This window comes from Microbispora sp. ZYX-F-249 (genome assembly GCF_039649665.1).
Classification (GTDB): Bacteria; Actinomycetota; Actinomycetes; order Streptosporangiales; family Streptosporangiaceae; genus Microbispora; species Microbispora maris.
Window position 1 is genome coordinate 1 of the sequence record NZ_JBDJAW010000056.1, and the last position, 12,910, is coordinate 12,910.

General features: G+C 69.9%; 9 protein-coding genes and 1 pseudogene. 2 read left to right on the forward strand and 8 right to left on the reverse strand.

Annotated features, from left to right (window positions below; genetic code table 11):
• A pseudogene (locus AAH991_RS36460) lies at window positions 1–200 on the forward strand (glycosyltransferase family 2 protein); the annotation flags it as partial.
• A 148-nt stretch (window positions 201–348) separates the two neighbouring features.
• On the opposite strand, the gene AAH991_RS36465 reads toward AAH991_RS36460, so the two are convergent.
• Window positions 349–3,153, reverse strand: coding sequence for an immunoglobulin-like domain-containing protein (locus AAH991_RS36465; protein WP_346230508.1), 2,805 nt, complete (start codon window positions 3,151–3,153; stop codon window positions 349–351).
• A 957-nt stretch (window positions 3,154–4,110) separates the two neighbouring features.
• Complete coding sequence (locus AAH991_RS36470; RefSeq protein WP_346230509.1) at window positions 4,111–5,457, reverse strand: S28 family serine protease; 1,347 nt, start codon at window positions 5,455–5,457, stop codon at window positions 4,111–4,113.
• Window positions 5,458–5,860: 403 nt separating this feature from the next.
• On the opposite strand from AAH991_RS36470, the gene AAH991_RS36475 reads away from it, so the two are divergent.
• Entirely contained in the window at window positions 5,861–6,250 is a 390-nt protein-coding gene (locus AAH991_RS36475; protein WP_346230510.1) for a hypothetical protein, read from the forward strand.
• Between the two features lie 106 nt (window positions 6,251–6,356).
• On the opposite strand, the gene AAH991_RS36480 is transcribed toward AAH991_RS36475, so the two are convergent.
• The 6 genes from AAH991_RS36480 to AAH991_RS36505 all read right to left on the reverse strand — a co-directional run bounded on the left by AAH991_RS36480 (window position 6,357) and on the right by AAH991_RS36505 (window position 12,572).
• Window positions 6,357–6,722 carry an ADP-ribosylation/crystallin J1 gene (locus AAH991_RS36480; protein ID WP_346230511.1) on the reverse strand — a complete coding sequence of 122 codons (366 nt, stop codon included), beginning with the start codon at window positions 6,720–6,722 and terminating at the stop codon, window positions 6,357–6,359.
• A gap of 50 nt (window positions 6,723–6,772) precedes the next feature.
• Complete coding sequence (locus AAH991_RS36485; protein ID WP_346230512.1) at window positions 6,773–8,089, reverse strand: hypothetical protein; 1,317 nt, start codon at window positions 8,087–8,089, stop codon at window positions 6,773–6,775.
• Between the two features lie 9 nt (window positions 8,090–8,098).
• Complete coding sequence (locus AAH991_RS36490; RefSeq protein ID WP_346230513.1) at window positions 8,099–8,590, reverse strand: cupredoxin domain-containing protein; 492 nt, start codon at window positions 8,588–8,590, stop codon at window positions 8,099–8,101.
• 28 nt (window positions 8,591–8,618) lie between these two features.
• Window positions 8,619–9,566, reverse strand: coding sequence for a copper resistance protein CopC (locus AAH991_RS36495; protein WP_346230539.1), 948 nt, complete (start codon window positions 9,564–9,566; stop codon window positions 8,619–8,621).
• A 164-nt stretch (window positions 9,567–9,730) separates the two neighbouring features.
• Window positions 9,731–10,978, reverse strand: a complete 1,248-nt coding sequence (locus tag AAH991_RS36500) for a cellulose binding domain-containing protein (protein WP_346230514.1) — start codon at window positions 10,976–10,978, stop codon at window positions 9,731–9,733.
• A gap of 103 nt (window positions 10,979–11,081) precedes the next feature.
• The gene (locus AAH991_RS36505; protein WP_346230515.1) at window positions 11,082–12,572 is read right to left on the reverse strand and encodes a cellulose binding domain-containing protein; all 1,491 of its coding nucleotides are present in this window, start codon (window positions 12,570–12,572) and stop codon (window positions 11,082–11,084) included.
• Window positions 12,573–12,910 lie beyond the last annotated feature (338 nt).

Sequence of the window (12,910 nt, forward strand, 5' to 3'; positions counted from 1 at the left end):
TCCTGCCCGCCCCGCTCATCCCCGTCTACCTGGCCGTATGGACCGTGATCAGCATCACCCGGATCCGCGACAAGACGAAACTCGCCGTCTGGTTCCGGGGGTTGCGCGAGGGCCTGAAGGGCGGGCACGGGCAGCGCCGCCCCATGTCGTGGACCACCGTGGCACGGCTCACCGTGGCGGGCCGCCCCCCGATTGTGTGATCAGCAGGCTCGGGCGCAGACTGTCGCCGGCCCGCCCGGACCGCTCGTGGCGGGCCGGCGAGGATGAGCTCGCCGGCCCGCCACCTGCCGGCTACCGGTACGCGACCGGCCCCGGTTCAGTAGCGGGAATGCGCCGTGGCCGGTCGGGTTAGGCGCAGTTGATGGCGGTGTAGGAGGGGGCGTAGGTCGAGGTGACCTGCCGGCCATCGATCGTCGCGGTCGCCGTAACGGTTGCCGTGCCCGTGGCGATCTGCCCGGCCCTGGTGTTGAAGGACTGGTAGGCCTGCTTGCCTTGGGCAACGTCGGCCACGGCCTTCGAACCGTAGGGGGTGGTCAGCGTCACGTTCGCCGGCACGGCGGCGTCGTTGACCGCGGTCACGGCCACGTACGCCGTGGTGCCCACGCAGCGGGCGGTGGCGGTCACGGTCAGCGCGAGCTCCGAAGCGACCGGCACCGTGAACGACGCCGTACCTTCCGACGCCTTCAGGTAGTCGAAGCCGAGGTACTCGGCCTTGACCGTCCGGGTGCCCGCGGGCAGACCCGCCGGCAGCGTGACCGTGGCCGCGCCATCCTTCAGGTAGGCGGTCTTCGACCACGAGCCGATGCTGAACCGCACCTGACCGCCGGTCTCGAACCCGTCGGCCGCCTTGACCGTGGCGGTGGCCGTGGTCGTCTGGGCCCCGCTCGCGTACGGCTCGACGGCCACCTCGGTGCTGGTCGTGACGTCGCTGTTCGGGATCTTACGGATGTCGTTCCACTCGCGGAGGGTGAGCGGGATCACGGTGCCGTGACGCGGACGGACGACGCCCGCGTTGGTCATCGTGATCGCCTTGGCGTTCCAGGTCGGAGCCTCGATGTTCTCGTGGCACGCGGCCTGGTATCCACCACCGTTGGTGTACCGGTCACCCCAGAGGTAGAACTGACCGGGGCAGGAGGTGTCACCGGGGTTCGCCTTGAAGATGATCGGCCCCTCGTACCCCTGGTTGGCGACCCACGTCGTGCGCCCCAGAGCCGGAGCCAGCAACGTCCAGTTGTTGATGTTGCTGTCCAGGAAGTCGGTGTGCTTCTCCGAGAAGATGTCCGAGCCCTGGTTGCCGGCCTCGTTCTTGGTCACGCGGTAGTAGTGGTCACCGACCCGGATCGCGGTCGTGTCGATCCGCGACAGCGGGGCCGGGTTCTGCCAGACCTTGGGAGCGGAGAACGTCTGGAAGTCGCGCGTCGTGGTGTACCACATCTGCGCGTTCCCCTGACCGGTGCGGTTCACGGGGTCGTTCCACAGCGACTGCGCCCAGAACACGGCGTAGGCGCCGATCTCCTCGACCCACAGCGACTCGGGCGCGAAGGCGTTGCCCGCGTTGTCGGGCGCGACCTTCACGTGCCGCTGAGGAGTCCAATGCACGAGGTCGTGCGACTCGAACACCTCGATGTACTGGGTGTCGTTGATGGCGTATCCGCCCTGGTCGTACCAGTTCAGGTCGGTGGCGATCATGTAGAACGTGTCGCCGTCGGGTGAGCGGACGATGTGCGGGTCACGAAGGCCCTGGTCGCCGAGCTGGGAGATGAGCGACGGCCAGCCTCCGGTCAGACCGGTCCAGTCCAGAGCGGTGTTTCCGTTGGACGTCGCGAACATGATCTGCTCGCCGTCCGCGATCCCCTCGCCCTTGAAGTAGCCCAGGAAGTACCGCTCGTACTCCTCGGCACGCGGCATGGCGGTGATGGTCACCGGGAACGACTTCGTCTTCGAGGCCGAACCCTTGGTGACGGTCGCCGTCAGGACGGCCTCGACATCCGCACGGCCGAAGGCCGGGCGGGTCACCTTACCCGTGGGGGTGACGAGGTCGGTGGTCGACTTCCAGGTGATCGTGGATCCGAACTCGCCGGTGGCCGGGAGGTTGATGTTTCCGCGCACGTCGTCGGTGGCGTACAGGGCCAGGTCGAACGTGTCACGGTCGACGGCCTGCGCGTCGTCGAACTCGGCCTTCACCACGATGGGGATCTCCCGTGTGGTGACCTCTTGGGCGCCCTTGCGGACGGTCGCCGTGAGCGTGGCCGTCGCGTCGGGCTGCCCCTTCGCGGGCCGGGTGATCTTGCCGGTCACCGCGACCTTGCGCGCGCTGGGCAGGGCCGGCGGGGTGCGAACCTCGACGACCGACGGGTCCGAACTCGTCCACGTGATGGTCGAGCCCGCCACGGAACCCACCTTGGGCAGAACGATGTCGCGTACGATCGCACTGGTCAGGCCGAGGTCGATGGCGGCGGCGTCGGCGCGCACGCCATCGGAGACGGTCTTCTTCGCCAGGGCGAGCGTCTCGTCGAGGCTGACCGCCCGGTCGTAGACCCGGAAGTCCCGGAGCGTTCCGCGGAACGAGTAGTGGCCCGACGTCTGCGAGCGAGCGAGGAAGTTGCAGTTGGTCCCCGCGGCGTTCACCGACGGCGGCGTGGTCAGGTTCGTCGACGTCGCGTGCAGCACGCCGTCGAGGTAAAGCCTGCCGGTCCAGCTCGTGCCGTCCGCGTTCAGCGACTGGGTGTAGGTGACGTGCGTCCACGCCCCCTCGGGCATGCGGACCCGGTTCTGCTGGAGGTTCGCCGAACCCACCGCGATGCGGAACCGCTGGGTGTTCGACGCGAAGATGGAGCCCTGGGCGCCGGTGTCGACGTCGCACGAGCCGGACTTCGCGCCGAAGCCCCACATCTGGTGCTCGCCGACGTTCGCCGGGTCGATCCACACGTCATAGTCGACGGTGAGGTTCGACATGCCGGCGGTGATGTTGTTCGGCAGCGCGACGTACGCACCGTCGAGGGCGCTCTCGTAGGAGCCGGGGTTGAACCTGACCCCATCGCCGGTCAAGGTCGCCTTCTCCGGATTCACGAGCCTGGCGTTCGCCGCCGAGCCCGCGCTACCCGAGTTGACCAGCGTCGTCCCACCGGTCTCGTCGAGGGCGAAGTGGTGCACCAGACCCTCGTTGAGGTTCTCCTCGGCAGCGTGCGAGGGCGTCGCTGCGAACGAGACCGAGACAAGCGCACCCAGTAGCAGGCCCGCGACACCTCGGCCCTTGCGACTCAGCCTGTGACGTGACCTTTGCTGTCGCACTCTCAATCGATCCTCCTTGATCCGGTCGCTGCGGACGCGTGGGGCGCGGCCGGGTTCGGGGCGGGGCAGGCCGCACGCGCGGGAGAGGCGAAATCCGCAAGGGTGGGCAGCGTGCCGGCGAGGTCCGGCGTGATCAGGCCTCGTTGAGACGCGCTCGGACGAGACGAGGGCAGCACAGACAAAGGTTCACCTCGCTGTGAGATGTGGGGGGCGTGAACTGGAGGGTGGGGCTGGGTGTCGCAGGTGTCCGGTCTTGAGTGCAGACCCTAACCTCCACTCCCAGCGAAAGATAGCGCTAACATGAGTGAACTTTGCGAGCAAACCGATGGAAGCTGTGCGCCAGATGAACAAAGGTCCTTGTCGGCACTCGGCAAGCACCAAAGCCACCGTGCCGTACCAGATGTGCTCGGGCACGTGGGCGTTCGGGTGCAGGCCCGTCTCGCAGTCGGTGACGACGAGCCCCGGCCGCGAACGGCCACGGGCCGGCCTCGACCCCGATTGCCGGCAGGAGCGCCTCGGCCGCGGCGGCGTTGTCCACCGCGACGAGCAGGTTGACCACCTTGGGCGACCGCGCGGGGCCCTCGGCCGCCCGAATCCTCTCGATGTCCCTCACCGGACACAGGTGCCGGCGACCTGTGCCGCCAGATGGTCCTGGTAACCGAGATCGCCAAGGTCAGGGCGGTAGCATCCGTCCGCGTCATCGTCCAAGGCCGCCTGCGCCGGCGCACCTACGAGAATGACCCGGCGACAAGCGCACTGTCCACGAACTTGAGCTCTGAGAGTCGGCCAGGCCTCTGATGTGTCCGCGCCCGGAGGCGCTCAGGTGAGCCGGGCCCAGCGCCTGAGGGTGGCCGTGGCCTCGGCAAAGTCGCGAGAGGACAGGTGGCTGATGCTCGCGCCGTGGTTGGCGCTCGGGGCGACGAACACATGGCAGTCCGTTCCCTTCGGCGTGAACCGCTCGGCACTCCAGGGATCCCGCCCGCCGTAGACGAACATCATCCGGCTCGCCTGCCGGGTCACCCACGCGTCCACGTCCCGCATGGCCCTGCCGTCGAAACGGGCGCGGAGGGACGCGGGCAGCACGGAGTTCGGCTGGTAGAGCCCCGGATACCGGGTCAGGCCCTTGAGGTGGGCGAAGCTCAGGGACGCCCAGCCGAGCTGGGTGGCCGCCTGGTAGTAGTAGGGCAGGTACGGCTCGATGCCCTGGTCGGTGTACTGCTTCCAGGTCTGGATCTTGTCCACCCATCGGAAGATGGCGGCGTCGGAAGCCTTCTCCCCGGGGATGTCCCTGCAGTCCTGCTGCCGGAAGTACTGCCAGAACGTCCAGGCGGAGTCGAGCACGCTCATCTCGAAGGAGCGGTCGGCCGTGCCGATGGTGCGGCGGAAGGTGAGGCCCTCGCGCCTGGCCATGGCCGTGAGCCGGGGGACCAGGCTCTTGCGGCGCTTGAGCGCCTCCCGCTGCACGGTGCGCAGGGCGGACCGGCACGACGGCGTGCCCACGGTCGTGAAGAACCGCTCGTAGACGCGGTCGTCGGCGTTGACCGCGTCGTTGGGTGCGACGTAGGCCACGACTCCGTCGAGGTCGCCCGGATAGAACCGGTGGTGGTAGACGGCGGTCATGCCGCCCTTGCTGGCCCCGGTGCCGATCCAAGCACCGTCGTAGACCTGCTTGAGCGCCTCGACGATCGCGTGTTCGTCGCTCGCCTCCTGCCAGATGTCGAGCTTCGCCCAGTCCTTCGGCTTCGGGAGCGAGGTGCCGAAGAAACGGTGCTCGACGGAGAGCTGGTTGGCGTCGAGCCCATAGGTGGGCTCCTCGAGCCAGACCTTCTTCGGCACGAAATATCCGCTGGTGTAGAGCACCACGGGCCGGTCCAGCGACCGGTGCGAGAGAGTGAGCCGCTGCTGGAACGTGGTGCCGCGCGGGTTCCGGTGGTCCACCGGCTGGGTGAAGGTGAGGGTGTAGTCCTTGTAGCCCTTCGCCCGCCCCTTCTTCACCGACACCACACGGAGGCCGGGGACGGCTTTGAGCCGCGCCAGGAGGTCGTCCTTCGCGTTCCCGGCCGTGGAAGCCGCGGACTTCGCCGGGACCGTCCCGGCGCCGCTCGCCGGGGTGGCCGCCGCGGGGACCGCGACCAGCAGGGACGACGCCAGCGCCGCCGAGAACATTGCCAGGGGTCCCCGCGTCCGCCGGACCGGACTCTTCCGCCGCGCGTACGGGCGCCCCGCCATGCCGTTCACTCCCATGTCGACGTAGATCCACAACAGTGATCGGGAAGACTCTGGCGTATCGGCATATGTCAGCACAACCGCAAATGGGGATCCGGCTCACGGCCCCCTTTTCGCCTCAGGCGGGGCAGGCGTTGCCGGTGGCGTAGCGAGCATCGGAGCACCGAGCTGTCGACGGGTACGCAGAAGGTCCTGGACGCTTGGCGGGCCGAAGGTCGGTCGGAGCCAATGGTGATCAACCTGGTGTCCCTCTACCAGAGCGCGGAGGACTGGCGCGCCGATCGCTGAGCGTGTACGCGCCTGTGCTCGTGTGGCCTGGCGAAACTCGCGGCTCTTCACGCAGATGCTGACCGAGGTCCCCGAGCCTGTCGAGTACGAGGAGGAGTACCTTCCGGTGCCATGCGCGCTCGCCGGCTCAGCGTCTCGGACGATCGGGCGCTCACGAGCCTGGATCGACGTCATCATCGACGACGCCTGGGCTCCGGGCGAACCTGTCAGCCGCCCTGGCCCGAACCGCGTCACCTTCGGATGTCGCGTCGGTCCAATTGAAGGGCAGCTCGCCCCCGCCTGCTCGTTGGTCAAAGGCGCCGCAGTCGCGCCCGATGACCCGTTCTACGGTCGCAAGCTGACCCGCGAGGAAGCCCTCGCCCATCCCTGGCTGTCCGACTATTGGGAGACCATAGACCACATTCTGGAGAACGACGCCACAGTCCGTCAGCATCTCTACGGATGACCAGCCGTAGCCGAGGAGCCAGGCATGAATTGACACCACAGCACTGGAAAGTGGCGCTCCGACCCGCAGATGATTCGCCGCGCGGCGGAGCGTCCGCGCGGCCACCTCAGCGCCTGTCGAGATCCTGTCGAAACTCGTGCACCACTTCGATGAGGCCGGAAATGTGCGCGTTGAATTCGTCCAGCTCCTCGGCGGGCACCCACAGCTCGAGGATCGTCTCCCCGCCGACCTGCCGGATCGGATATCGGGCCAGGAACTCACTGGAAACCCGGAAACGCGTCACGTAGCCCACCCCGTGGCGGGGAGCATTCCAGTCACGGGCGATTCTGATCGCGTAGGCCTCGTTGAGCACCGGATAGAAAATGGGCTGCTCAGGTAGCCGCGGCGGCCACGCCCGCCACCGGGACCGCCGAACCAGTTCCAACTCCTCCGGCCCGGTCGGCCGCCACAAGGTCGTCAGCTCGTCCGACATGTTCTCTCCTTTCCCGCCTCCCGTAACTCGTGGCGAACTCCCTTCGCGGCTCACGCGGCGAACAGGAGAAGCAGGCCCACGACGGTGTAGACCACCATCAGCACGAGCAGGGGAATCTGCCCGAGGACGGCGGTACGCCGGGGGAACAGGGCCAGCGCGCGGTCGTGCGCGAGGACGGTGCCCAGCACGTGACCGATGACGATCACCGTGACCTGGAGGGTGGCGACTCCCGCGGGGGTGGTGCCGAGCGCCTGGATGGTCCACCCGGCGGTGCCGAGCCAGTCGGCACCGGTGTCCAGCGGGTCGGACAGCAGGGCGATGGTCCGCTGCCCCTCCAGCAGGAACAGGGTGTAGTAGTGGGCCACGACGTATCCGACGGCCACCGGCACGATCGAATGGGCGATCTCGCCCGCCGTCGTACCCGGCTTCGCCGAGCCCCATCGGCCGGCGAGCGCGGTCGCGGTCCGGTAGGCCGCGAGCACCAGGCCGATGACGGCGACCAGACCGGCGGTCCCCGTGACCGGCGCCGGCACCGCACTCTCCTGCATGAAGCGCACCCATACCGGGGCGTTGGACAGGCTGTCGTACATGGTGGAGCCCAGAAGCACGACCACCAGTGCCGTCAGTCCCGGTGCCGGCCGCAGCCCGGCCATGCCGTCGAGGGAGTTGCGCCAGACCATGACGCCGCCGCGGCGTCTGCCCACCGGGGAGAGCCTGCCCACGAGGTCGCTGTAGACCTCGAACGGATCGGCGTGGCCGAACCACCGGGAGCCGAAGACGGCCGCCCCGGCGAGCATGAGCACGGCGTAGCACGCGAGCCAGGCTCCGATGACCGGCAGGGTGGCCCGCTCGGGGGCGACCAGTTCCAGCCAGACGAAGGCGAACAGGCCGGCGCAGGCGGGCCAGTATCCGACGCCCGCGGGCAGCGGCCGCAGGCCGAGCTCGGGGTCGCGTCCGAACCCCCGGCAGGCCAGCAGGTGCAGCGTCCGCAGCGGGTTCAGGCCGCGCCACACCGGCCCGAACAGCAGCGACAGCGGCACCAGGCCGACCCAGAACAGTACGTAGAACGCCCCGGCCGTGGGATTGTCGGCCCGATCGGGACCGAAGATCAACCCGATGCAGAAGTACGCCGCGGCGACGAGCCCCGCGACTCGCCAGACCCACCGCCAGGCCGGCGCGGTCACCGCCGCCTGAAGGGTGGCGGGCAGCGAGCGGGCAGCGGTGAGGGCGGCATCCAGCCGTGGTTGTCTCCACAGTGCGCCGAGCGCCACGAACGACACCAGCAGCGCGAGGGCCGCGCCGATCAGCGCGGCCGAGAACGGGATCGGCAGGTCCTGACGACCGCCGACGCCATGAGCCAGCAGCATCCCGGCGGCCTAACGCACGACGAGCTGGAACAGCTGCAGTCCCGACTCGTGCGTTTCCATCTCGAACAGCCCGGTCTCGTCGGCGACGAACTCGATGCTCGCGGGGGCGCCGGGCTTCAGGCTTGCCTCTTTGTCGTACCCGTGCAGGTGCGCCTCGTCGGCGGTGTCGCTGGTGACGGTGATCCGCACCGTCTGGCCCTTGGTCACTTCGATCCGTCCCGGCGGCGGGGTGACCTTCCGGCCGGCGACGGTGACGGTGATCTCCTTCACGGCCGAGTCGGCCGAGTCGGCCGACTCTGCGGGGGCGGCGGGCGACTCGCCGGGGGCCGCGGGAGCCGATTCGGCAGGTGCCGGAGCAGCCGACTCGCTGGACGCCGGGGGAGCCGGCTCGGCGGGGGCGGCGGCGTCCGACCCGCCACAGGCCGACGTGGCCATCAGCAGGGCCACGCCGAGCGGGAGCGCGGCGAGCAGCGGGCGCAGGCGCGCAGGGGCGATCGTCATCCGGGGTTCTCCTGAGGGGTGGAGCGCGTCAGCGTCGTTTGGTGGATTTGGGGCGCTGGGGGGTGCGTGACGCCGGGGCGCGTGAGCGTTTCCTGGCCTGGGGGCGACCGGAAGGCCGACGGGGTGCCGGGGTGGCGGGCGCGGGCCGCCGCGCCGCCCGCACGACCAGGACGCCCGTTCCCACGACGAGGATCGAGGGGACCAGCCATACCGACAACACGGAGTCGGCCGGCTGCGCTGTCCGGGCGGCGGTGCCGGCCGTGCCGGTTCCGGGCACGGCGCCCTGACCGCCGGTCTCGGGTACCGCGGCCGGGCTGCCGCCGGCTTGGGGCGCCGCCGGGCCGATCGCCGCCGGGCTGCCGGCCTGTGTCACCGGGGCCGGGTTCCCGCCGGCCTGTGTCACCGGGGCCGGGCTTCCGCCGGCCTCGGACACCGGGGTCTGGGCGCCGCTGCCGGGCTCGTGTGAGTCGAGCAGGCCGGGGTCGGGCTCGTTGTCCGGTGCCTGCCAGCCCTTGGGCGGCCCCGAGGTCCTGCCCTTGTAGGTGAACCGCAGCTCTCCCCGCACCGGCTCCCCGTCGGAGGCGATCGACAGGTAGCGCACGACGTACTCGCCCCGCTCCGGCCAGTAGGCGACCGGGATCTCCGCCGGGAACCCGGTGTTGTACACGACGGGTTCCCACGTTCCGTTGACGAGGTTGTACTCCTGGACCGGCTCGTCGAGGCGTTCGGGCCGGCCGTGCACCCAGGGCCGGTCGACGCGGGCGCCGCTGGGGGCGGTGACCGCGAAGTACGCGTTCGGGGCGGGTGCCTCGGTGAAGTAGAGAGCGAGGGACTTCATCGGCTCGCGCACCGTACTGTCCTTGACCGGTGTCGACATCGCCAGCTGGCCATGGGCGGAAGCGGGCGCCGCCAAGGCGGTCATCGTCAGCACGCCGACGACGATCAGCAGAAGCAACCGGCCGAGCCGGCGCGCCATCGTCACTTCTGCTCTCCACGAGGTACGGCCCCTGGATGGGGAGATGTGGCTCGGACCGGTGACACCGATGGCGTCGAGGCTAACGACTTTTGCCATGAATGAACAGAACTTGATGCGGTTGCAACAGAAGTGGAGCCGGATCGGGCGACGTGACCGGGGCACCGCTATCGGAGGTACGCCGCGAGGCCGAGCCGCTGGTCGCGGACCGCCCCGGCGACGAGGCCGGCGATCTGCCGGGCGCCGGCGGCCTCGAAGTGGGTGTGGTCGTTGGCGAAGAAGGCGCCGACCGGGCCGGAGGTGTAGTCGCCGTTGTACGGGCAGAAGCGCAGGCTGTTGTAGAGCGTGTAACTCAGCTTGTGCAGGTCGATGACCGGGGCTCCGGTGGCCGTGCCCACGGCGAACGTGTCGGTGACGAACCCGCGGTTGGGCGTGGCCGTGCTTCCGCTGCAGGTCAGGGCGGCCACGGGGGTCACGAGTACGGGGTTGGCACCGCGCTGCCTGGCCGCGCCGACCATCGTGGTGAGCAACTCCCGATACCTGGCGGCGCCGACGTGGCGGGGGCAGGTGGGGGAGCCGTCGTTGATGCCGAACTGGATGAACAGGTAGTCGCCGGCCTTCATCCCGGTCGAGGCGTTGAGCATGGACTGCCAGCGGGAGGCGTAGGCGGTCGAGCTGAGCGCGCATTCGCCGGAGGAGTTCATGCGGTCGGTGACGGCCGACTCGTACAGCCAGGTCTGCACGCTGCGGCCGCCGACGGCGTTGTTGACCACGGTGGCGTCCGTGGTGAGGTACTGGCCGAGTTCCCGGCCCCATCCGACGATGGGGGCGCCGGAGCTGTTGGCGACGGTGGAGTCGCCGGCCAGCCAGACGGTGATCCGTCCCAGAGCGGGAGTGGGACTCGGAGTCGGGCTCGCGCTGGGGCTGGGGCTGGGGCTGAAGCTGGGACTGGGACTGGGAGAGCGGGTCGGGGAGGCGCTGGGGGTGCTCGAGACCCCGCCGGTGCAGGTGACGCCGTTGAGCGTGAAGCTCGCCGGCGCGGGGTTGGTGGAGTTCCACGAGCCGTTGAATCCGAAGCTCACCGACGCGTTGCTCGCGATCGTGCGGTTGTAGTCGACGCCTCCGGCGGTGACGGCGGTCCCGGTCTGCGTGACGGCCGCGTTCCAGGACTGGCTGATCTGCTGGCCCGCGGTGAAGGACCAGCCGAGGGTCCAGCCGTTGATCGTGTCGCCGAGGTTGGTCACCGTGACGTCCGCGCCGAACCCGCCGGGCCACTGGCTGGTGATCCGGTAGGTGACGGCGCATCCGGTGGCGGCGCCGGCGGGCGATGCGCCTGCCACCCATGTCAGCGCTCCCGTCAGCGCGGCCGCGGCCGAGGTGACCAGGGCGGCGGCTCGTCGCCGGAACGTGCTCATTCGCGTTCTCGCTTTCTCAGGCGTTGTGGTCCGGGGACCGCGTGACGGCGGTCCCTTGGTCGCGGCGGCCGCCGAGCGGCTCAGGGCGCGGCGGCAGGTGCCGTCAGGTGATCCGGCATCCGGTGTCGTTGAGGATGAAGGAGGCCGGTGCGTTGTTGGCGCCGTTCCATGTCGCGGTGAAGCCGACGGTCGCGGAGGCGCCGGGGGCGAGCGCCGGGTTCCAGTCCGGGCCGTTGACGGTGACCGTGGCACCGGTCTGGGTGAACGTGCCGTTCCAGCCCTGGCCGATCCGCTGACCGTTGGCGAACGTCCAGCGCAGCGCCCACGGGCTCAGGGCGCCGGAGCCGGTGTTGGTGACCTGTACGTCGGCCTGGAAGCCGCCGGGCCACTGGTTGGTCACGGTGTAGCGCACTTCGCACCCGGCGGCCGGGCCGCTCGGCGTGGCGCTGGGCGATGCCGGGGGGACGGGGCTGGGTGATGCCGGAGGCGTGGGGCTTGGGGATGCGGAGGGAGCCGGGCTCGGGGTGGGGGAGGGGCTCGGGGTCGGGGTGGGGGAGGGGCTTGGTGTCGGGGCGAGGTGCTCGGCCACGATCGGCGCGAGTTCGGCCGCGATCGCGCGGTGTCCGGCGTCGTTGGGGTGGACGCTGTCGGACAGGCCGTCGGGCGGCACCCATCCGTCGGTGCCGACGAAGAAGACGTTGCGGTCGCCGGCGTTGTTGACGGTCCGCACCGCGTCCTGGGTCTGCGGGACGTACCGCCCGCGGAAGGTCTGCAGGGCCAGGATCGCGGCTGTGGGGTATTTGCCGCGGATGGTGCGCAGCAGGCCGACGTAGGAGTTCTGGAACTGAGTCGTGGACACGCCGTGCCCCACGTCGTTGGTGCCGAGGTTGATCACGACGACGTCCGCCCGGTAGCGCGAGAAGTCGTGGTCGGGAGCCCCGTCGACGGCGCTGACCTTAACGAAGCGGCGGTCCAGGCCGACGCAGCCGTCGGCCGTGGTGACCAGGCAGGCGCCTCCCTGGGCGACCTGCGTGTGGTCCAGCCCGAGTTGCTCGCCGACCAGCCATCCGTAGGCGGTGAGGGCGTTCTTCGAGGTGGTGGTGCCGACGGTGATGGAGTCGCCGACGAACTCGACCACGCCGCGGGCCGGCCGGGCGGGCAGGGTGCGCGCACCCGGGTCGAGGACCAGGCCCTGGAACACCGCGTCCCCGTGGTAGGAGCCGGCCACCACGCGGTAGGAGACGCGCAGGGTGTGATTGCCGGCGGATAACGGGGCCGGGGTCAAATCGACCGTGCCCCGCACGTTCTGCAGGTACGTGTCGGGGCGGCCGTCGATGCTGTAGTAGAGGTCGATGGTGTCGCGTTGCTTGAGCTTGACGGTGGTGCCCGTGAAGCCGGTCGTGAAGTAGGCGCCGGCCCAGCCCGGGACGTAGGCGGAGCCGTTGCGGACGTCCCAGCGGCCGACGAAGCGGATGTTCGGATCGGTGGGCGTCCCGTCACCGGCGGCGGCCTGGGCTCCGGGTGGCGACGCGAGCACGGTCGCGAGGGCGGTCCCGAGGGCGGCGGCCACGACGGCCAGGCGGATGAATCTCATGGATGTCCGTTCCTCCTGCGGCGGGTTCGCTGATAGGAGTGGGCAGCGCAGGCAGACGTCGGACAGTCGTCGCGGCGGCTCATTCGCCTCCGCCGACTGAAACGATCGAGGATGAGCACCGGCGGTGTGTTCCGGTGAAGGGCATCGACGCGGCCTCGTCCACCCTTTGACGGCGAAAGCGTCCGCCGTAGGTTTCGCCGCGAATCCGCCGGAGCAAAGAGCGTGAAACATTCATGCCGGAAGGGGTCACGCAGGAGCCCTTCGACACCGCACACGCGGCGCTTCCGGCTCGCTCCCGAGACCGGTCGCACCGGTCCCGAATGGGGATCGCAGCGCAG

What these genes read in the sequence shown, in the direction of transcription:
- AAH991_RS36470 (WP_346230509.1), bottom strand. Translation starts at nt 5,457, where the DNA reads ATGTTCTCGGCGGCGCTGGCGTCGTCCCTGCTGGTCGCGGTCCCCGCG.
- AAH991_RS36500 (WP_346230514.1), bottom strand. Translation starts at nt 10,978, where the DNA reads ATGAGCACGTTCCGGCGACGAGCCGCCGCCCTGGTCACCTCGGCCGCG.
- AAH991_RS36505 (WP_346230515.1), bottom strand. Translation starts at nt 12,572, where the DNA reads ATGAGATTCATCCGCCTGGCCGTCGTGGCCGCCGCCCTCGGGACCGCC.
- AAH991_RS36495 (WP_346230539.1), bottom strand. Translation starts at nt 9,566, where the DNA reads ATGGCGCGCCGGCTCGGCCGGTTGCTTCTGCTGATCGTCGTCGGCGTG.
- AAH991_RS36490 (WP_346230513.1), bottom strand. Translation starts at nt 8,590, where the DNA reads ATGACGATCGCCCCTGCGCGCCTGCGCCCGCTGCTCGCCGCGCTCCCG.
- AAH991_RS36485 (WP_346230512.1), bottom strand. Translation starts at nt 8,089, where the DNA reads ATGCTGCTGGCTCATGGCGTCGGCGGTCGTCAGGACCTGCCGATCCCG.
- AAH991_RS36480 (WP_346230511.1), bottom strand. Translation starts at nt 6,722, where the DNA reads ATGTCGGACGAGCTGACGACCTTGTGGCGGCCGACCGGGCCGGAGGAG.
- AAH991_RS36475 (WP_346230510.1), top strand. Translation starts at nt 5,861, where the DNA reads ATGCTGACCGAGGTCCCCGAGCCTGTCGAGTACGAGGAGGAGTACCTT.